The organism is Shinella sp. S4-D37, assembly GCF_040812195.1.
Lineage (GTDB): Bacteria > Pseudomonadota > Alphaproteobacteria > Rhizobiales > Rhizobiaceae > Shinella.
The window spans coordinates 335,631-353,045 of record NZ_JBFNXL010000003.1; the positions used below are offsets into that span (position 1 = coordinate 335,631).

Consider the following 17,415-nt stretch of genomic DNA (forward strand, 5'->3'; position numbering starts at 1 on the left):
CCGCGCAAACGCTCCGACCTCCTGTAGGGGATTGGGGTGCTGAGCTTACGCGTCGAACCAGACGCGGCTGCCGATGTAGCCATTCGACATGTCGTTGCCGATATCGTTGACATAGCCTTTCACGCTCTTGCTCTGCGCCATGACATAGTCGTTGAAGACCGGTAGGATCAGGCCGCCCTCGTCCCGCACCATCAGCGCCATAGTACGGTAGAGAGCCTTGCGTTTGGCTTCGTCCAGCTCGGAGCGTGCCTGCAGCACCAGCTTGTCGAAATCCTCGCGCTTGAAGCGGGTGTCGTTCCATTCCGCTGTCGAGAGGTAGGAGGTCGAGTAGCGCGAATCCTGCGTCGGGCGGCCGCCCCAATAGGTGGCGCAGAAGGGCTGGGCGTTCCAGACATTCGACCAGTAGCCGTCTTCCGGTTCGCGTCGCACCTCGATGTCGATGCCTGCCTTCTTGGCGCTTTCCTGGAAGAGCACGCCAGCGTCGACCGCGCCGGGGAAGGCGGCGCTGGAAGTGCGCAGCAGAACGGAACCCTCATGGCCGGACTTCTTGAAATGGAATGCGGCCTTGTCGGGATCGTAGGTCCGCTGCTCGATATCGTCCGGAGCCAGCGCATAGTTGCCGTTCACTGGATAATCGTTGCCGATGGTGCCGTAGCCGCCCAGCACCTTGTCGAGGATCGCCTGCCGGTCGATGGCATATTTCAAGGCGAGCCTGAGGTCATTGTTATCGAAGGGTGCGGTGTCGCAATGCATCAAGAAGGCATAGAAGCCCTTGCCGGCGTTGCGCACGATCTCCACCGTCGGTGCGCGCTCCAGCAGCGGCACGGTCTTGGGATCGATGGTGTTGATGAAGTGCACCTGGCCGGAGGAAAGGGCTGCAATGCGTGCCGTCGTGTCGTTCATCACGATGATTTCGACACTGTCGACGAAACCGCGATCCGAACGCCAGTCGGCGGCGTTCTTTTCGAAGGTCGCGCGCACGCCCGCCTCAAAACTCTTCAGCACATAGGGCCCGGTGCCAATCGCTGCATTGGGATTTTCCACCCCGCCCTTGGGCTGGATGATCAGGTGGTAGTCGGTCAAGAGCAGCGGCAGGTCGGCATTGCCTTCCGAAAGCGTCAGCACCAGATCGCCCGCCTTCTCCTCAATGGTCTTGATGGAGGAAAGGAGGCCGAGCGCGCCGGATTTCGAATTGGCATCCGCGTGGCGCTTCAGCGTGGCGACGACGTCGGCCACCGTCATCTTGGTCCCGTCATGAAAGGAGACGTCGTCGCGTAGCTTAAGGGTCCAGACGGAGGCATCCGCCGAGGGCTCCCAACCGGTGGCGAGGGAGGGGAGTGCCGCGCCGGTCTTCGGATCGGATTCGACCAGTGTGTCGCCCCACAGACGCCCGACGACGAAAAGGACGGAGGCACTGTAACCCGCAGGATCGAGCGTATCGCTGGTGGCGCCGCCGTTCATGCCGAGCTTGAGATTGCCGCCGCGTTTCGGCTCATCAGCCGCGAGAGCTGATTTCGGCATCAAAATACCGCCGGGGCTCAGCATCATCACGCCGCCCAGGGCGGCGACGCCGCCCAGGAATTCGCGGCGGTTGACCGCGCCAGCGGGCATGGTTGCACTGTGAGGCTTGCCGATATCTGACATTTCCGTGGTCCCCATTCATGTTGTTGTTGTATCAGAGCCTAGCGTTGTGCAGGCGTTGCGCAATTTCGCGGGTTGATGCTACTTTAAGCGAGTTTAAGCTGGGTAGAACGGATCGGCGCGTGGAGAATTTTCTGGAAAACCTGAAGTCGGCCTGCGCCACGCAACGCTCGATTTCGCATATCTGCCGGCAGGTCTCGATCAACCGGCAGCAGTTCAACCGCTATATCAACGGTGACACGCAGCCCTCCGCGTATAATCTTGCCCGTATTGCCGACTATTTCGGCTTGGCGGCCGGCGATTTCTCACTGTCGCCGCCGATTTTTCGCCAGCGCCTGCAGAAGCTGGAGCCACACGTTGCGGTTCGGGCGGGTTTGCTCGAGGGGTTTCCAGGTGATATCGAGGCGCTTCGCAGGCACACCGGCTATTTCCAGACCTATCACCGTTCTCCTTCCTGGCCGGATCTCGTGATCTGCTCGTTGAGCCGGATCTACGAAGGGCATGGCGAAATGCGGGTGAAATCCATGGAGCGCATTCGCGACAGCGACAGCGAGATTCGCCAGGATTCGAAATATACCGGCCTTGCCGCCTTCTGGCGCAACCGCATCTTCATCACCGAGCGCAGCCTCGGGGTGAATCCGATGCTGTCACAGACCATCCTCATTCCCTTCGAGGCGGCACACCAACGCGTCTACCTGCGCGGCGTTACTCTCGGCGTCGCATGGCGACAGGGAAACCTGCCCTATGCCTCACGCATGATCTGGCGCCACCTCGGCCCCAAACCCAACCTGCGGACGACGCTGTCGCGTTGCGGCGTGCTGCCGCTTAACGCGCGGCAGTTGCCACCAACGGTGCGGAACTTCCTCGACGGCCCACCGGCAGAGCTTCTGACCGTGCCGACGGAATATTGACGAGGCCTCGCCAGATCGCCCTGTCGAAGGTTTGAGCAGGCCGGAACACCGGCAGGGCGAGTTGCATGGCAGCGGGTGTTGAGGACTACATGAAACTGACCCGGTTTGAGACTTCGCCCTGCTCCATGCCTGCGAGAAGGTTGCACCATCAAAATCCTCATCTGGAACCCACTACTTTAAATCATTTCCAGGCAGCAACTGTAACGCCGTCGCCTGCCGTAGAGGGTGTGAAATCGAGACGGACGAGCACAGTTCAGGCAGGGTAGCGCTGGAAGTCATCTATCAAGCGGGGTAATTGGACCCTCTCCATGCGGCCATTCGGAACTACGGCTTTCGTTGATCCAGGACGCGTTGCATAACTTCAGGTTTGGTGCGGAGGCAATTTTTTCGCCCTGCTCAGCGGGCGGCAGAATGCTACCATCCTCTCAATAACGACGGGAACACGGCCGGAAGCGGGAATTCCGACGGCCAATTCATAAACAGGCAGCACAGGCGATAACCAGCCCACGAAGGCGGCGCGGAGTGCTGATCTATTGGGGGTCACGATGATATGGATGGTGCCATCCTTTATCTGCGGGAAGATGATCGGCTGCATGGCAGGGCACAGCCCGCGATGATACCAGCCTCGAGCGACGTCCTCATCGACCTCAAATCTCTCAGCAAGCACTACGGTAGCCATACCGTTCTCGACGGCATCGATCTCGATGTGCGCTCTGGCGAGGTGCTCGCCATCATCGGGCCGAGCGGCTCCGGCAAGAGCACGCTGCTGCGTTGCATCAACTATCTCGAGCCGCCGGATGGCGGCACCATAACTATCGGCTCGATGACGATCGATGCTGCCCGCCCTGTTGCGCGGGCGGAACTTTCCCGTCTTCGCCGGCGGGTCGGCATGGTGTTTCAGTCCTTCAACCTCTTTCCGCACATGTCGGTTCTGCGAAACGTCAGTCTTGCACAGGAACGCGTCCTGGGACGCAGCCGGGCGGAGGCGGATGAGCGCTCCATGCAGCTTCTCAAGCGGGTGGGGCTTGCGGACAAGGCGGCGCAGTTTCCGGCTCGCTGTTCCGGTGGTCAGCAGCAGCGCATCGCCATAGCGCGCTCTCTCGCCCTCGATCCTGAGATAATGCTTTTCGACGAACCGACCTCGGCGCTCGATCCCGAACTCGGTCTGGAGGTTCTCGCTGTCATGCGGGAACTGGCTGAAACCGGCATGACTATGATCGTCGTTACCCACGAGATGGGGTTTGCCGAGAACGTTTCCGATACCGTTATGATCATGGCCGACGGGCATATCGTCGAAAAGGGGCCGTCTAAGGACGTCATGCGCAATCCGCAGCAGGAGCGGACGAAGCGTTTCCTTCGTGCGGTGCACGACCGATGAACGCGGCGGACCTTCTGCCGCTTCTGCGGGGCTTGACCTGGACGGTCGCACTCACGGCTGGCGCGTTCCTTATCGGCGTCGTGCTTGGCGTTCCGCTGCTTGCGGCGCGCCAAAGCCGCCTCTGGCCGCTCCGCTTCATTTCCATGACGGCTATCCAGATCGTGCGCGCCATTCCGCCTATTCTCTGGCTCTTCATCATCTTCTTCGGCCTTGGCATGGGCGTGATGCCGATCAGCCCCTTTAATGCTGCTCTGATGGGCCTCGGGCTGATCGCGGCTGCGAACATGGCGGAAATCTACCGCGGTGCCGTCGCTTCCATCCATTTCGGGCAGTGGGAGGCTTCGGCGGCGCTCGATCTCGGCCGCTGGTCGATCTTCCGCGATATCGTCGCGCCACAGGCCTTCCGCGTCGCGTTGCCGTCGGCGGCGAGCTATCTGATCGGCCTGATGAAGGAGACTGCGGTTGCCTCCACCATCGGCGTGGCGGAGCTTGCCTACCAGGGTAACCAGCTCTCGCAGCTGACGTTCCGCGGCCTTGAAGTCTTCGCGCTGGTCGGTCTCTTCTACGTGCTCCTCAGCCTGCCGATCGCCTGGCTCTCGCGCGTCGCCGACGGTTATCTCCGGGCAAAGGTGGCACGCTGATGTTTCCGACCCACGACGAAATCTCCGCCTGGCTGCCGGACCTTCTAGGGGGTCTTTCCATCAGCCTGCAGGTAACGGCGCTCAGCCTGCTGATCGGCATTCCTTTTGGACTCCTCCTGGCGTTGGGCGTTCTTGCCAAGAACCGCTTGCTGAAAGGTATCAGCCTCTTTCTCGTCGAGGTTGGCCGTGGCGCGCCGGCACTGGTGCTTCTGCAGTTCATCTACTTCGGTCTGCCGACAACCGGGCTGACGCTCGGTTCCTTCTCGGCCGCGATCATCGCCCTTGCATGGAACACCGGCGCCTATACCAGCGAGATCATCCGCGCGAGCCTGCAGTCCGTCGCGCATGGCCAGCGGGAGGCGGCCGAAGCACTTGGCCTCAACCGGTTTGACGAATTGCGCTACGTGCTCCTGCCACAGGGCCTTCGGGTGGCGCTTCCAGCGCTGCTCGGTTTTTCCATCCTGATTTTCCAGGGTACTTCGCTCTGCTTCACCATCGCACTGCCGGAATTGGTGAGCCGGGCCTACGAGATCGGCTCGACCACCTTCCGCTACTTCCCCGCACTGCTCGCCGCGGGGGTGCTCTACGCCGCCATTTCCATTCCCGCCGCGCTTCTCGTCAATCACGTCGAAAAGCGTGCCGGCCTCTACGCGCAACGTTGAAACCAAGCTGAAAGGATACCTGCATGCCTAAAACCAATACCACCACGCGGTTCCTCCTTGCCGGTATTGCCGGTCTGGTCCTGTCGGTCGGGGCCGCAACCGCCCAGGAGTGCACGCCGAAGCATCAGTTCACCACGGTCGAAGCGGGCACGCTGACCGTGGCGGTCACCACCTATGTTCCCCATTCCTTCGTCGACGACAGCGGCAACATGAAGGGCATCGACGGTGACATCGCCGCAGAATTCGCCAAGCGTGAATGCTTGAAGGTCAAGGCCGTTGCGGTCGATCCGGCAGCGGCTATCCAGTATGTCCTGTCCGGTCAGGCCGATATCACCACCGGCGACTGGTACCGCACGGCAGAGCGCGCCAAGGTGATGAGCCTTTCTGCTCCGATCTATACCGACCAGATGGGTATCTATTCGAAGGAAGGCTTCAAGAACGTTTCCGACCTCGAGGGCAAGCAGGTCGGTACGGTGCAGGGCTATCTCTGGGTCGCCGATTTGAAGGCGATGCTCGGCGGCTCGCTGAAGCTCTATCCGAACTCCGTCAACATGCAGCAGGACCTGTCGTCGGGCCGCATCGACGTCGCGGTCGATGGATATTCGACCGGCGTCGTCGCCGCGCAAAAGGGCGCGCTTGGCGACGTGAAGGTCAATGTGGCTGCTCCGGACGAGCGTGTGAAGGCGACAAAGGAAGCCGCGCAGGCAGCCTTCCCCTATTCGCTGAACGCCAAGGAATTCGGTGTCGCGCTCGACGCCGCGATTGTCGAAATGCATGCGGACGGCACGATCGTCACCATCCTCAACTCCTACGGTCTGGATGGCACCGCGGCCGATACAGGCGCGCCGCGTCTCGTCGAGTAACGAGCCAATAGGCGGGAGAAGGAACTCTCCCGCATTTCCCTGACATGGAAGTCGGAGAGAACAACGATGACTGTCTATACGGTCACGCGAAAGACGCAGTCGTGGTACGGTGAGCAGATCGGCATCCTGATCCTCGATGCCGCCTATCCCTGCGTGCCAGGCAATGTCGGCAATGCGACGACCTATGATTATCCCGTGCGCTTCCAGGAGGTCCGGGGTGCGTCGATCGACCGCCTGCTCAACCAGCGCGATCCTGCCCTGAAGGAAGTCTTCATCGAGGCTGCCATCGAACTGCAGAACCGGGGTGTCAAGGCAATCACGGGCGCTTGCGGCTTCATGGCCTATTTTCAGGAAGAAGTCGCGGCCGCTGTCGAAATTCCGGTTTTCCTTTCGAGCCTGATGCAGATTCCCTTCATGCATGCTCTGTGCGGCGGGCGGGTCGGCGTCATTACCGCCAACGCCTCGCGTTTGACCCCGCGCCACTTTGCTGCCTGCAACGTCGCCGACCACGTTCCTCTTGCCGTTGCCGGCATGGAGGGGCAGACGGAGTTTCGTGAGGCCATTCTGGAAGAGCGCGGAACGCTGGACTGCGCTGCGATGGAACGTGAAGTGACGGAGGTGGCGCGGCGTCTCGTGGAGGATAATCCCGATGTCCGCTCCCTCCTGCTTGAGTGCAGTGATCTGCCGCCCTATGCCCATGCCGTGCAGGCGGTGACCGGTCGGCCGGTCTTCGACTTCATCACCATGATCAACTACGTGCAGCAGAGCACCGCGCGCCGCCCCTACATGGGCGCCATGTAGCACGGGTGCTTCAGGCAAAATGCAGGACTGACGATGTCGCTCGATCTTTACTACCTTCTAGGCCGCTCCGGATTGCGGGTAAGCCGCCTTGCGCTGGGCACCATGACCTTCGGCAATGCAGGTATCCGCGGTATTGGCGGCTCCTGGGGCAGTGACGAGGCGACGGCCCGCGCGATCTTCAATCGCTACGTCGAGGCGGGCGGCAACTTCATCGACACGGCGGATTCCTATGCGGGGGGCACGAGCGAGAGCCTCGTCGGCAGTTTCGTTGCCGATGCCGGGCTTCGTGACCAAGTGGTCATCGCGACGAAGTTCTCCAACAACCTTTCGCCCGGAAACCCGAATGCGGGCGGCAATGGGCGCAAGAGCATCCTGCGCGCGGTCGAGGCTTCGCTGCGGCGGCTGAAGACGGATTACATCGACCTCTATCTCCTGCACACCTGGGACCGTATGACACCGGTGGAGGAAGTGATGCGCACGCTCGATGATCTCGTGCGTGCGGGCAAGATCCGATATGGGGGCCTGTCCGACGTGCCCGGCTGGTATGCGGCGCGGGCGCAAACCTGGGCAGAAGCCCATGCGCTGGCCACGCCGATCAGCCTGCAGCTTCCCTATTCGCTGGTCGAACGCAGCATCGAGCACGAATTCGTAACGCTTGCCGAAACGCTCGGGCTTGGCATCACCGCCTGGAGCCCGCTTGCCATGGGGCTGCTTTCCGGCAAGTACCGCTCCGGCGCACAGGCGGGGCGCCTTGCGCTCGATGCCTCCGGCACCGGTCTGGGCCTGTTCAACGAACGCAATGCCCGCATCGTCGCCACCCTGGAGGAAACGGCTACGAAGGTGGGACGCAACATGGCGCAGGTGGCGCTCAACTGGGTCGTCAATCGCCCGGGCGTTGCCGCTGCTATCGTCGGCGCAAGCAGGCTCGATCAACTCGAAGACAATCTGGCGTCACTCGATTTCGAGCTGACCGCCGACCAACGCGTCGTGCTCGACGCAGCCAGCGCCATCGAAGCGCCCTATCCCTACAACCTGTTTGCCGACGATTATCAGGCGGGCATCCTGAACACTGGCAGCTCCGTTGGTGACAAGCCAAAGACATATCGTTCCGACATCTTCCTGCCGAAGGTGGCAGACTATGTCTTCGGTCAGCCGAAGACACAGAAGTAACAAGGATCTGGAAGGGCCGAGACCATGCTGAACGACCCGCGCTCCCATGGGCTTTGGGAAAAAACGGCGCCGCCCGCTCCGGCGACGCAGCCGTTGGTAGCCGGTCGGCAGGCAGAGGTCGTGATTGTTGGCGGCGGGTTTACCGGGATTTCGGCGGCCCTCTATCTGGCTGAGGCGGGCCGCCACGCGGTCTTGCTCGAAGGGGCGGAAATCGGCTTTGGCGGGGCCGGCCGCAATGTCGGGCTGATCAATGCCGGCATGTGGGTGATGCCGGACGATTTGCCCGGTGCGCTCGGCGATATCCATGGCGAACGTCTGCTCGATATGTTGGGCAATGGGCCAAGGCTGGTCATGGACCTCATCGAGAAACACGGTATCGCCTGCGAGCTGGAGCGCAAGGGGACATTGCATTGCGCGGTGGGTGCCGCAGGGCTGAAGGAAATCAAGGAGCGCGCGAGCCAGTGGCAACGGCGCGGCGCGCCCGTCACGCTTCTGGATGCAGCGGAGACGGCGCGGCGCGCCGGAAGCAGGGCTTATGCCGGATCGCTGCTCGACATGCGGGCGGGCACGCTGCAGCCGCTCGCCTACGTGCGCGGCCTGGCAAAGGCCGCAATCTCCGCCGGCGCTGTCATCCATACCGGTTCGCGCGTTGTCGCATGCGAACGCTCCGGAGATGGATGGAGGGTGCGCACCGACCGTGGTTCGGTCACCGCCCCGTGGGTTATCGTTTCGACGGATGCATACAGCACCGGCCCCTGGATCGGTGTCCGCCGCGAGCAGGTGCATCTGCCGTATTTCAACCTGGCAACGCGGCCACTGTCGCCTGATCTCCTGTCGTCTATTTTGCCAGGGCGAGAAGGTGTCTGGGATACCAAGGATATTTTGTCGTCCTTCCGTATGGATCATGCCGGCAGGCTCATTTTCGGCAGTGTGGGTGCGCTGCGCAATACCGGCCGCGCTATCCATGTCGCTTGGGCAAGACGCGCGCTGAAAAGGCTCTTTCCGCAGCTTGGCCCCGTCGAATTCGAATGTGAGTGGTTCGGCAAGATCGGGATGACGGACAACGCCCTGCCACGCTTCCACCGCTTCGCCGACAATGTGGTCGGCTTTTCCGGATACAACGGCCGCGGCATTGCTCCGGGCACCGTGTTCGGACGCACGCTGGCGCAGTTGATCCTGGGCGAGAAGACCGAAGCGGAACTGCCCTTGCCGCTCAGCGATCCGCAGGAGCCGGCCCTCCGGCCGCTGAAGGAACTCTACTACGAAGCGGGCGCCCAAGCCGCCCATTTCGTGGGCGAAAGGTTCTAGCTGGCGACATCATTTCCCGTTGGGCTGCAGAACGCTGGCATCGGCGTCCTGGTCGATCAGCCAGTCGCGGAAAAGCTCCGTCCCACGTTTCGGCGGGCGTTGCGCCGGCATGATGATGTGGACCGCGTGCCCCGACCGATAGGATTCCTGCAAGGGCAGAACCAGTCGTCCAGCCTGTATGTGGTCGTGGACGAGGTGTTTCCAGCCAAGCGCGATGCCCTGGCCAAGCACTGCCGCCTCGATGGAACCGAGCGCATCGGTGAAGACGAAATCCTGCTTCAGCCGGGCAACGGGAACCGCGTGGCGCTCCAGCCATTCACGCCAGCCAAGACGGCTTCGGTGCCTTTCTTCGAAATTCAGCAGCGTATGCTGGAGAAGATCCGCCGGTTCGTGGATTGGCCCGTGGTCCCTCAGATATTCCGGGCTGCACACCGGAAGCACTTCCTCCGTTACAAATCGCCAGGAGTGAATGCCTGGCCACTTGCCGTTGCCGAGGCGCGCGGAAAGATCGATATCCTCCTCGACCAGATCCTGGTCGTCGCGGCTGCTTTCCTCGATGCGCAGCGATACGTCAGGGTGTTTGGCCTTGAAGTCCTTCAGTCGCGGTAGAAGCCACAGCTGCACGAAGGACGCGGAGAAGGAAACACGCACCACATCGTTGGAGTGTTTTTTCTGCAGCGACGAGATCACCATGTGCAGATGGTCGAAGGCTTCCTGTGTCTCCTTGTAGAGCCGCTGCCCCTCCGCCGTCAGTTCCAGCCGCGTATGCTCGCGTCGAAAGAGCTTTAGCCCGGTCGCCTCTTCCAGCAGGCGGATCGTCTTGCTGACGGCCGGCTGGCTGACGTTCAGCTCCTGTGCCGCAGCGGTGAAACTGCGCCTTCGGGCTGCGGCCTCGAAGCAGAAGAGGTAGTTGGCGGAGGGGACGAGGGAACGGAGTCTGTGCATAATCTGAGGTTATGCCCCTCGGCAATTTTTAGCAAGATTACAGGCCGAAAGGGCGTTTGTAGGTTGGTGAAAACCAATTCGAGGGGACCTTTCCATGCAAACTCATGCTCGCGCCGTCGTCATCGGCGGTGGTTGCGTCGGCGCCGCCATTCTCTACGGTCTCACCAAGCGCGGCTGGGCGGATGTCGCGCTTCTGGAGCGCACGCAGCTCACCGCCGGTTCGACTTGGCACGCTGCCGGCCTCATCCCCTCCTATGCGCGCAGCATCAATATCGGCCGGATGATTGCCAAGACCATCGAGATCTATGAAGGCCTCGAGGCGGAGACCGGCCAGCATGTAGGATGGCACAAATGCGGTCAGCTGCGCATCGCCAACACGCGTGATCGCCTGGACGAATACAAGAGCTATATGAGCGTTGCCGCGGTACAGGGCATTCGCGCTGAACTCGTGACGCCGCAGGAGGCGCGCGAGCTCTGGCCGCTGCTCGAACACAACGAGGACATGCTGGCCGCGCTTTACCATCCCGATGATGGCCATATCGCTCCGGCCGACGTTACGCAGGCCATGGCCAAGGGCGCGCGCGACCGCGGTGCGAAGATCTACCTCAACACCGAGGTGAAGGGTTTCGAGCGCCTCGCCGGCGGCGAATGGAAGATCATCACCAACAATGGCGAGATCATCTGCGAGCACATCATCTCGGCAACGGGCAACTACGCCCGCCAGACCGGCGCGATGCTGGGCCTCGAAATACCGGCCATCCCGATCCTGCATCAATACTGGATCACCGATGCCGTTCCGGAGATCATCGAGCGCAAGCGTCAGGGCCTGCCCGAAATGCCGATCCTGCGCGACGAGGGCTTCGAAGGCTATCTGCGCGAAGAGGGCGACGGGCTGATGTTCGGCCCCTATGAGAAGACCGAGCACCTGAAGCTTTTCGCCGAGAATGGCGTGCCGGAATGGTTCGGCGCCGACCTTGTCGAAGAGGATTTCGATGCGGTCGCCTGGAACTGGGAAGCCGCGATGGAGATGGTTCCTGCGCTCGGCCGCGTGGGCATCAAGGCGAATGTCCGCGGCCCCTTCCAGATGACCGCCGACGAGCTGCCGCTTGTCGGTCCCGCCTGGGGGCTGGAGAATGTCTGGATCGCCGAGGGCGTGCCGGGCGGCATCCTGTGGGGCGGTGCCATCGGGTACTATCTCTCCGAGCGCATCGTCGAGGGCGCCAACAGCCTCGATACATCAGAACTCGACCCGCGTCGCTTCGGCACCTACGCCAACAAGGAATGGACGCGCCAGAAGGTGCGAGAAAGCTGGGGCACCCATGCCGAGCTGCACTATCCCGGGCAGGACATGCCCGCCGCCCGCCCACAGAAGACTGCCCCGTCCTATGATATCCTGTCGCAGCGCGGCGCCGTCTGGGGCGTTCTGAACGGCTGGGAAGTGCCGAACTGGTTTGCGCCGGAAGGTGTGGAGGCCAAGGACCAGTATAGCTGGCGCTGGACGCAGAAGGGCCACTACGTCGCCGAAGAGGTGAAGGCGGTGCGCAATGCCGTCGGTCTCGTCGAGATGACGCCGATGACCAAGTTCGAGGTCTCCGGCCCCGATGCCGAAGCCTGGCTCGACGGCATTCTCGCCAACCGCCTGCCGAAGGCCGGCCGCGTCAATCTCAGTCACCACCTGACGAAGAATGGTGGTGTGCAGGCCGAATATGTGGTGGCGCGCTTGGAAGACGGCAGCTTCTGCCTGATCTCGACGCCGCGCGCCGAGCGCTGGAATTTCGACGACCTGTCGAAGCTCCTGCCGAAGGACGGCAGCGTGCAGCTTCGCAATGTTACCAACGAGCGCGGCTGCTTCACCGTCGTCGGTCCAAAGGCTCGCGAGGTGCTGCAGGGCCTTACCGAGATGGACCTTTCCAACGAGGCCTTCCCATGGTTCGGCGTCAAGTCCGGCACGGTCGGCCTTGCGACCGACGTTCGGATGCTACGCGTCAACTACGAAGGCGAGCTCGGCTGGGAACTCTATCATCCGTTGCCCTACCAGCGGCAGCTGTTGCGGGCGATCCTAGCGGCGGGCGAGCCGCACGGCCTGCGCCTCGTCGGTTATCACGCGCTGGAATCGCTTCGTCTCGAAAAGTCCTACCGCGCCATGTATCGCGATATGAACCCGGAATTGACGGCGTGGGAGAGCAGCCTCGACCGCTTCATCCGCCTCGACAAGGGCGACTTCATCGGCAAGGCGGCGTTGGTGCGCCAGCAGCAGGAAGGCGTAAAACAGCGCTCGGTGACGATTGCCATCGATACGCAGGATGCAAGCTCGCTTATCCATGAGGGCGTCTATCACGACGGCAAGCTCGTCGGGCGCATCACGTCCGGCAGCTATGCCTACACGGTCGGCCACGACATCGCCTTCGCGTTGCTGCCTGTCGAGCTTGGCACGCCCGGGACGGAGCTGGAAGTGCCGATCCTCGGCGAGCGGCGCAAGGCCCGCGTGATCGCGGAATCGCCCTACGACCCGGAAGCCCTGCGCGGCCGCATGTAACGAATGAGGAGGAATAGAACCATGAAGATCCTGGTCCCAGTCAAGCGTGTCGTTGACTACAACGTCAAGATCCGCGTGAAGTCCGACGGCTCGGGTGTCGAGCTTGCGAATGTGAAGATGTCGATGAACCCGTTCGACGAGATTTCCGTGGAAGAGGCGCTGCGGCTGAAGGAAGCCGGCAAGGCGTCGGAAGTGGTCGTCGTGTCGATCGGCCCTGCGAAGGCAGAAGAGACACTGAGGACGGCACTCGCGATGGGCGCCGACCGCGCCGTGCTGGTCGAGACGGACGACGCCGTCGAGCCGCTCGCCGTCGCCAAGATCCTCAAGGGCGTGGCCGAGGCCGAACAGCCGGGGCTGATCATCGTCGGCAAGCAGGCGATCGACGACGACAGCAACCAGACCGGCCAGATGCTCTCGGCGCTGCTCGGCTGGGCACAGGCGACGTTTGCCTCGAAGGTCGAGATCGGTGATGGGTCTGCCCAGGTCACCCGCGAGGTCGACGGCGGCCTGCAGACCATCGAGGTCAAGCTGCCGGCGGTGGTCACCACCGACCTTCGCCTCAACGAGCCGCGCTATGCCTCGCTGCCGAACATCATGAAGGCGAAGAAGAAGCCGCTCGACAAGAAGACACCCGGCGATTTCGGCGTCGACACGGCGCCGCGCCTGAAGGTGCTGAAGACCGAGGAGCCGTCGGGCCGCAAGGCGGGCGTCAAGGTCAAGTCGGTCGCCGAACTGGTCGACAAGCTGAAAAACGAAGCCGGCGTGCTCTGAGACCGGAAAGGGAGACAAGACATGGCCATTCTTCTTCTGGCAGATCACGACAACGCCCACCTTTCCGACCAGACGGCGAAAGCCCTGACGGCGGCAAGCAAGATCGGTTCGGACGTGCATGTGCTCGTCGCCGGCAGCAATGCGAAGGCCGCCGCCGAGCAGGCGGCGAAGCTGGCAGGCGTCTCGAAGGTGCTGCTCGCCGACGACCAAACCCTTGCCAACAACCTCGCCGAACCGCTGGCAGCGCTCATCGTCTCGCTGGCCGGCAGCTATGACGCCATCGTCTCGGCGGCGACCTCGGTCGGCAAGAACGTGCTGCCGCGCGTGGCCGCTCTGCTCGACGTCGCGCAGGTCTCGGAGATCGTCGAGGTGGTCTCTTCCGACACGTTCAAGCGTCCGATCTATGCCGGCAATGCCATCCAGACGGTTCAGTCCACCGATGCCAGGAAGGTGATCACCGTTCGCACGGCGTCCTTCGCCGCTGCCGGCGAAGGCGGAAGCGCGGCCATCGAGACCATCTCGGCCGCAGCAAACCCCGGCCTTTCCACCCACGTCTCCGACGCCCTCTCCTCGTCGGATCGTCCGGAACTGACCTCTGCCAAGATCATCATCTCGGGCGGCCGAGCGCTCGGCTCGTCTGAAAAGTTCCGGGAAGTCATCCTGCCGGTCGCCGACAAGCTCGGTGCAGCGGTTGGCGCAAGCCGTGCTGCCGTCGATGCCGGCTATGCGCCGAACGACTGGCAGGTCGGGCAGACGGGCAAGGTGGTCGCGCCGCAGCTCTACATCGCCTGCGGCATCTCCGGTGCGATCCAGCACCTTGCCGGCATGAAGGACAGTAAGGTGATCGTGGCGATCAACAAGGACGAGGAAGCCCCGATCTTCCAGGTCGCCGACTACGGCCTCGTCGGCGATCTCTTCGATATCCTGCCCGAACTTGAAAAGACGCTTTGAGTAGCATGGCGTCGATGGTGGAACTCCCCGAACGCGAAAGCATGGAATTCGACGTGGTGATCGTCGGCGCGGGACCTGCGGGCCTGTCTGCTGCGATCCGGCTGAAGCAGGTCAATCCGGCCCTCACCGTCGTCGTCTTGGAAAGGGCGCGGAAGGCGGCGCCCATATCCTCTCCGGCACGGTCGTCGATCCGATAGGCATCGACCGCCTCCTGCCCGACTGGCGCGAGGATGCCGACCATCCCTTAAGACCGAGGTGACGGACGACCACTTCCTGCTGCTCGGCCCCGCCGGTTCCGTGCGCCTGCCGAACTTCACCATGCCGCCGCTGATGAACAACCACGGCAACTACATCGTCTCGCTCGGCAATGTCTGTCGGTGGCTGGCGACCAAGGCGGAAGAGCTCGGCGTCGAGATCTATCCCGGCTGTGCCGCGACCGAAGTGCTCTACAACGACGAGGGCGCCGTCATCGGCGTGGCCACCGGCGACATGGGCATCGAGCGCACCGGTGAACCCGGCCCGAACTACACCCGCGGCATGGCGCGAAATCCTCGTCATGGTGCTCGTACACTTGTGGCGGGGGTTTGTCATCGGCGGCTCTCATAGAGTCCGTGGCCTTTAGCTCCAACGCAGCGCGAGCGAACCGACCCCGAGCGGATCCGGATGTTTCCACATCCGCTCGGATACTAAGGAGCGCTGGGTTCGGTCTGGCCGACCCATGCGGCTTCCCCGACCTGGTTCAATATCCTGATCCTGGCTGCCAGTGCCGGTCCCACATCCGGCGTATCCTGGATCGCATGGCTTGCCTGCTCGTAGGAACCCGTCTGCTTGAGAATGTGGGTCGCCAGAATGTCCCGCAGGTTATGAGGGCCAGCGGTAGCAGGCCCTTGATCGCGCCGCGACCGGTATAGGGATTGTAGATGCCATACCGCTGGATCACGGTCCGCCACGCTTCGTAGAACGGGGTGGAGTCGTATGCCGCATCGACACTCGTCGTCTTCACCGTCTTGACGAACAAGGTGCCGGGATCCTTTGCCGAGCCGAGCAATATGCCGCGATGCCGCGATGCCGCGATGCCGCGATGCCGCGATGCCGGTTGATACAGGCCGGTGCCGAGCAGGTAAAGGCAGAGGTCGCGGCCAGAACCGGCTCTTCGCCGCTGCTCGTCGGCATGGACGCCTACAATGTCGCCAGCGAACTGGGCTTCTACGGCAAGGACCGCACGGCACTGGAAGACATCACGGGGCCAAACCTTTTCGGGCAAAACGGCCTTATGTTTGGCATCTGGCGCGCGGGACGCCCCTCCGAAGGCAGGGTTGTGATCATGTACGGCCTGAAGGCAAGCAGTGTTTCCGCCGATGGACTCGCAGAGTGGTTCGACAGCATCGGGCCCATCGAGAGACAGGCCGTGCAGAAGAACGGAACCGTCGCGGGCCACTTCTACTATCGCGTAGGCTACGGATTTCGGCAGCCAGACTTAATCTATCTTAACCGAACTTGACCGCACTTTACATGCGATCCGCTACATCGGTTGCTTAGTATCGATTTGCTGGAATTGCTTGACGCTCCCGGCTTCCGGAGCGCCGTCCCCGCGGGCGCCACGAGCGTATGTTCCGGCCAGTCGCGACGGCCGGGCCACGTTGAGAGCGTGTTCTCAGCGCTTGTAGTTCGTGCGGCAGCTCATATCGCACGCAGCGTCTGAAAGCCGGTGTCAAAACGCCCCCCGTAGGATGACAGTTAGAAGCGCGCCGACGAGCAGGACGACGAGAGCGGATAGGTTGGGGCGCCACAGGAAGAGCGCGGTCGATAGAACGGTGACGAGGGCTGCTGCAAGACCGCCCCCCGCCAGTCGGAACAGCGTCATGCTGCCAGCGATGCTGAGCCCGACACCGACCGGCGCGAGGCCCTTGCGGAGCGCCCGGTTCCAACGCTTGTCACTGTGCCTGTCGGAAAGGCGGAAGACGCCGTAGCACAGGAGCGCAGAAGGCATCATGAGCGACAGCGTCGCGACGATCGCCCCCATCCAGCCTGCGACTTTCCAACCGATCAGGGTCGAAAGCATTGTCCCAGGCCCCGGCGCGGCGCGGGTGACCGCGAACATCTCGACGAATTCCGAGGCTGTCACCCAGTTGAGCACATCTACCGTCTCCCTTTGCAATCCAGGAATGATTGCCGATCCGCCCCCGACGGAAAGCAGGGAAAACGGTGCCAGTATCGCGACAAGGGTAAAGAGAATCTCGTGTTCCTTGTTCACAGCGTCCTCCAGGCGAGCGTCACGCTGATCGTGGCAAAGACGAGAACGACGGGGAGCATGGGCCAGTGAAGGACGCCGACGCAAAAGGCCGTTCCCGCGATCACCCCGAGGCCGGGCGGAAACCTGATCGTCCTGCGCACGCCCCGGATGCAGATGATGAGCAGCATGCCGATCGCGGCGAAAACGATACCGTCGGAGACGGCCTGGAACAGGGGCTCATGGCTGAGGCGACCATAGACCGTATAGAGGCCGAGGACGGCGAAGAACGGGCCGACGAGGAGTGCGAGCACGCAAGCGAAGACGCCCCCCGCCCCCGTGAAGCGGCTCACGCAGCAAATGACGAGATTTGCGATGGTCGGCCCCGGCATCATCTGGGCGAAGGCGAGCGAGCTGCCGAAATCTTCGTCGCTCATCCAGCCGCGCCGCTGCACGAATTCCCGGTAGAGCCAGCCGGAGAGACCGCCCCCGAAGGAGAAGAGACCCACCTTCAGGCAGAAGAGGACGAGCCGCACGACGGTCGGCCCGTCGCCCTTGCGGGCGGCGGGCGCTGATTGCGGCTCTCTCGTTTCCCTAGTCTCCATCG

General features: G+C 62.6%; 16 protein-coding genes and 2 pseudogenes. 13 read left to right on the forward strand and 5 right to left on the reverse strand.

Annotation, left to right across the window (positions count from 1 at the left end; translation table 11 throughout):
• Positions 1–45 precede the first annotated feature (45 nt).
• Complete coding sequence (locus AB3G45_RS05575) at positions 46–1,644, reverse strand: ABC transporter substrate-binding protein (RefSeq protein WP_367829623.1); 1,599 nt, start codon at positions 1,642–1,644, stop codon at positions 46–48.
• A gap of 119 nt (positions 1,645–1,763) precedes the next feature.
• Here AB3G45_RS05575 and AB3G45_RS05580 point away from each other — a divergent pair, with 119 nt between their 5' ends.
• From AB3G45_RS05580 to AB3G45_RS05615, 8 genes are all read left to right on the forward strand, one after another.
• Positions 1,764–2,552, forward strand: a complete 789-nt coding sequence (locus AB3G45_RS05580; RefSeq protein ID WP_367829624.1) for a helix-turn-helix domain-containing protein — start codon at positions 1,764–1,766, stop codon at positions 2,550–2,552.
• A gap of 613 nt (positions 2,553–3,165) precedes the next feature.
• Entirely contained in the window at positions 3,166–3,930 is a 765-nt protein-coding gene (locus tag AB3G45_RS05585; RefSeq protein ID WP_367829866.1) for an amino acid ABC transporter ATP-binding protein, read from the forward strand.
• Positions 3,927–4,571: an amino acid ABC transporter permease gene (locus AB3G45_RS05590; RefSeq protein ID WP_367829625.1), complete on the forward strand. Its 645-nt coding sequence runs from the start codon at positions 3,927–3,929 to the stop codon at positions 4,569–4,571. Before AB3G45_RS05585 ends, AB3G45_RS05590 begins: the two co-directional genes overlap by 4 nt.
• Complete coding sequence (locus AB3G45_RS05595; RefSeq protein ID WP_367829626.1) at positions 4,571–5,233, forward strand: amino acid ABC transporter permease; 663 nt, start codon at positions 4,571–4,573, stop codon at positions 5,231–5,233. Before AB3G45_RS05590 ends, AB3G45_RS05595 begins: the two co-directional genes overlap by 1 nt.
• A 23-nt stretch (positions 5,234–5,256) precedes the next feature.
• Positions 5,257–6,096, forward strand: a complete 840-nt coding sequence (locus AB3G45_RS05600) for a substrate-binding periplasmic protein (RefSeq protein ID WP_367829627.1) — start codon at positions 5,257–5,259, stop codon at positions 6,094–6,096.
• A 66-nt stretch (positions 6,097–6,162) separates the two neighbouring features.
• Entirely contained in the window at positions 6,163–6,897 is a 735-nt protein-coding gene (locus tag AB3G45_RS05605) for an aspartate/glutamate racemase family protein (RefSeq protein ID WP_367829628.1), read from the forward strand.
• 33 nt (positions 6,898–6,930) lie between these two features.
• On the forward strand, positions 6,931–8,067 hold the full coding sequence (locus AB3G45_RS05610) for an aldo/keto reductase (RefSeq protein WP_367829629.1): 1,137 nt from the start codon (positions 6,931–6,933) through the stop codon (positions 8,065–8,067).
• Between the two features lie 24 nt (positions 8,068–8,091).
• Positions 8,092–9,375: an NAD(P)/FAD-dependent oxidoreductase gene (locus AB3G45_RS05615; protein WP_367829630.1), complete on the forward strand. Its 1,284-nt coding sequence runs from the start codon at positions 8,092–8,094 to the stop codon at positions 9,373–9,375.
• A gap of 9 nt (positions 9,376–9,384) precedes the next feature.
• On the opposite strand, the gene AB3G45_RS05620 is transcribed toward AB3G45_RS05615, so the two are convergent.
• Positions 9,385–10,320 carry a LysR substrate-binding domain-containing protein gene (locus tag AB3G45_RS05620; protein ID WP_367829631.1) on the reverse strand — a complete coding sequence of 312 codons (936 nt, stop codon included), beginning with the start codon at positions 10,318–10,320 and terminating at the stop codon, positions 9,385–9,387.
• A 94-nt stretch (positions 10,321–10,414) separates the two neighbouring features.
• Between AB3G45_RS05620 and AB3G45_RS05625 the strand changes: the two genes are divergently transcribed.
• The 4 genes and pseudogenes from AB3G45_RS05625 to AB3G45_RS05640 form a co-directional block, all read left to right on the forward strand.
• Positions 10,415–12,856, forward strand: coding sequence for an FAD-dependent oxidoreductase (locus AB3G45_RS05625; RefSeq protein WP_367829632.1), 2,442 nt, complete (start codon positions 10,415–10,417; stop codon positions 12,854–12,856).
• A 21-nt stretch (positions 12,857–12,877) separates the two neighbouring features.
• A complete protein-coding gene (locus tag AB3G45_RS05630; RefSeq protein ID WP_367829633.1) occupies positions 12,878–13,627 on the forward strand; it encodes an electron transfer flavoprotein subunit beta/FixA family protein in 750 nt (249 codons plus the stop codon).
• A gap of 21 nt (positions 13,628–13,648) precedes the next feature.
• Positions 13,649–14,578, forward strand: a complete 930-nt coding sequence (locus AB3G45_RS05635; RefSeq protein WP_367829634.1) for an electron transfer flavoprotein subunit alpha/FixB family protein — start codon at positions 13,649–13,651, stop codon at positions 14,576–14,578.
• Positions 14,579–14,583: 5 nt separating this feature from the next.
• Positions 14,584–15,118 (forward strand): annotated as a pseudogene (locus tag AB3G45_RS05640) (FAD-binding protein); the annotation flags it as partial.
• Positions 15,119–15,264: 146 nt separating this feature from the next.
• On the opposite strand, the pseudogene AB3G45_RS05645 reads toward AB3G45_RS05640, so the two are convergent.
• Positions 15,265–15,641: pseudogene (locus tag AB3G45_RS05645) on the reverse strand (hypothetical protein); the annotation flags it as partial.
• Here AB3G45_RS05645 and AB3G45_RS05650 point away from each other — a divergent pair.
• Positions 15,636–16,079, forward strand: a complete 444-nt coding sequence (locus AB3G45_RS05650; protein ID WP_367829879.1) for a hypothetical protein — start codon at positions 15,636–15,638, stop codon at positions 16,077–16,079. The pseudogene AB3G45_RS05645 and the gene AB3G45_RS05650 overlap by 6 nt on opposite strands.
• Positions 16,080–16,289: 210 nt before the next feature.
• Here AB3G45_RS05650 and AB3G45_RS05655 read toward each other — a convergent pair whose 3' ends face one another.
• The gene (locus tag AB3G45_RS05655; RefSeq protein ID WP_367829635.1) at positions 16,290–16,832 is read right to left on the reverse strand and encodes a chromate transporter; all 543 of its coding nucleotides are present in this window, start codon (positions 16,830–16,832) and stop codon (positions 16,290–16,292) included.
• A complete protein-coding gene (locus tag AB3G45_RS05660; RefSeq protein ID WP_367829636.1) occupies positions 16,829–17,413 on the reverse strand; it encodes a chromate transporter in 585 nt (194 codons plus the stop codon). The genes AB3G45_RS05655 and AB3G45_RS05660 overlap by 4 nt, the downstream gene beginning before the upstream one ends.
• Between the last annotated feature and the right edge of the window lie 2 nt (positions 17,414–17,415).

Bases quoted from the DNA above. Each gene is read 5' to 3' on its own strand.
- AB3G45_RS05635 (WP_367829634.1), top strand. From the start codon at position 13,649: ATGGCCATTCTTCTTCTGGCAGATCACGACAACGCCCACCTTTCCGAC.
- AB3G45_RS05600 (WP_367829627.1), top strand. From the start codon at position 5,257: ATGCCTAAAACCAATACCACCACGCGGTTCCTCCTTGCCGGTATTGCC.
- AB3G45_RS05575 (WP_367829623.1), bottom strand. From the start codon at position 1,644: ATGTCAGATATCGGCAAGCCTCACAGTGCAACCATGCCCGCTGGCGCG.
- AB3G45_RS05585 (WP_367829866.1), top strand. From the start codon at position 3,166: ATGATACCAGCCTCGAGCGACGTCCTCATCGACCTCAAATCTCTCAGC.
- AB3G45_RS05605 (WP_367829628.1), top strand. From the start codon at position 6,163: ATGACTGTCTATACGGTCACGCGAAAGACGCAGTCGTGGTACGGTGAG.
- AB3G45_RS05650 (WP_367829879.1), top strand. From the start codon at position 15,636: ATGCCGCGATGCCGCGATGCCGCGATGCCGCGATGCCGGTTGATACAG.
- AB3G45_RS05590 (WP_367829625.1), top strand. From the start codon at position 3,927: ATGAACGCGGCGGACCTTCTGCCGCTTCTGCGGGGCTTGACCTGGACG.
- AB3G45_RS05595 (WP_367829626.1), top strand. From the start codon at position 4,571: ATGTTTCCGACCCACGACGAAATCTCCGCCTGGCTGCCGGACCTTCTA.
- AB3G45_RS05625 (WP_367829632.1), top strand. From the start codon at position 10,415: ATGCAAACTCATGCTCGCGCCGTCGTCATCGGCGGTGGTTGCGTCGGC.
- AB3G45_RS05660 (WP_367829636.1), bottom strand. From the start codon at position 17,413: ATGGAGACTAGGGAAACGAGAGAGCCGCAATCAGCGCCCGCCGCCCGC.
- AB3G45_RS05630 (WP_367829633.1), top strand. From the start codon at position 12,878: ATGAAGATCCTGGTCCCAGTCAAGCGTGTCGTTGACTACAACGTCAAG.
- AB3G45_RS05620 (WP_367829631.1), bottom strand. From the start codon at position 10,320: ATGCACAGACTCCGTTCCCTCGTCCCCTCCGCCAACTACCTCTTCTGC.
- AB3G45_RS05615 (WP_367829630.1), top strand. From the start codon at position 8,092: ATGCTGAACGACCCGCGCTCCCATGGGCTTTGGGAAAAAACGGCGCCG.
- AB3G45_RS05610 (WP_367829629.1), top strand. From the start codon at position 6,931: ATGTCGCTCGATCTTTACTACCTTCTAGGCCGCTCCGGATTGCGGGTA.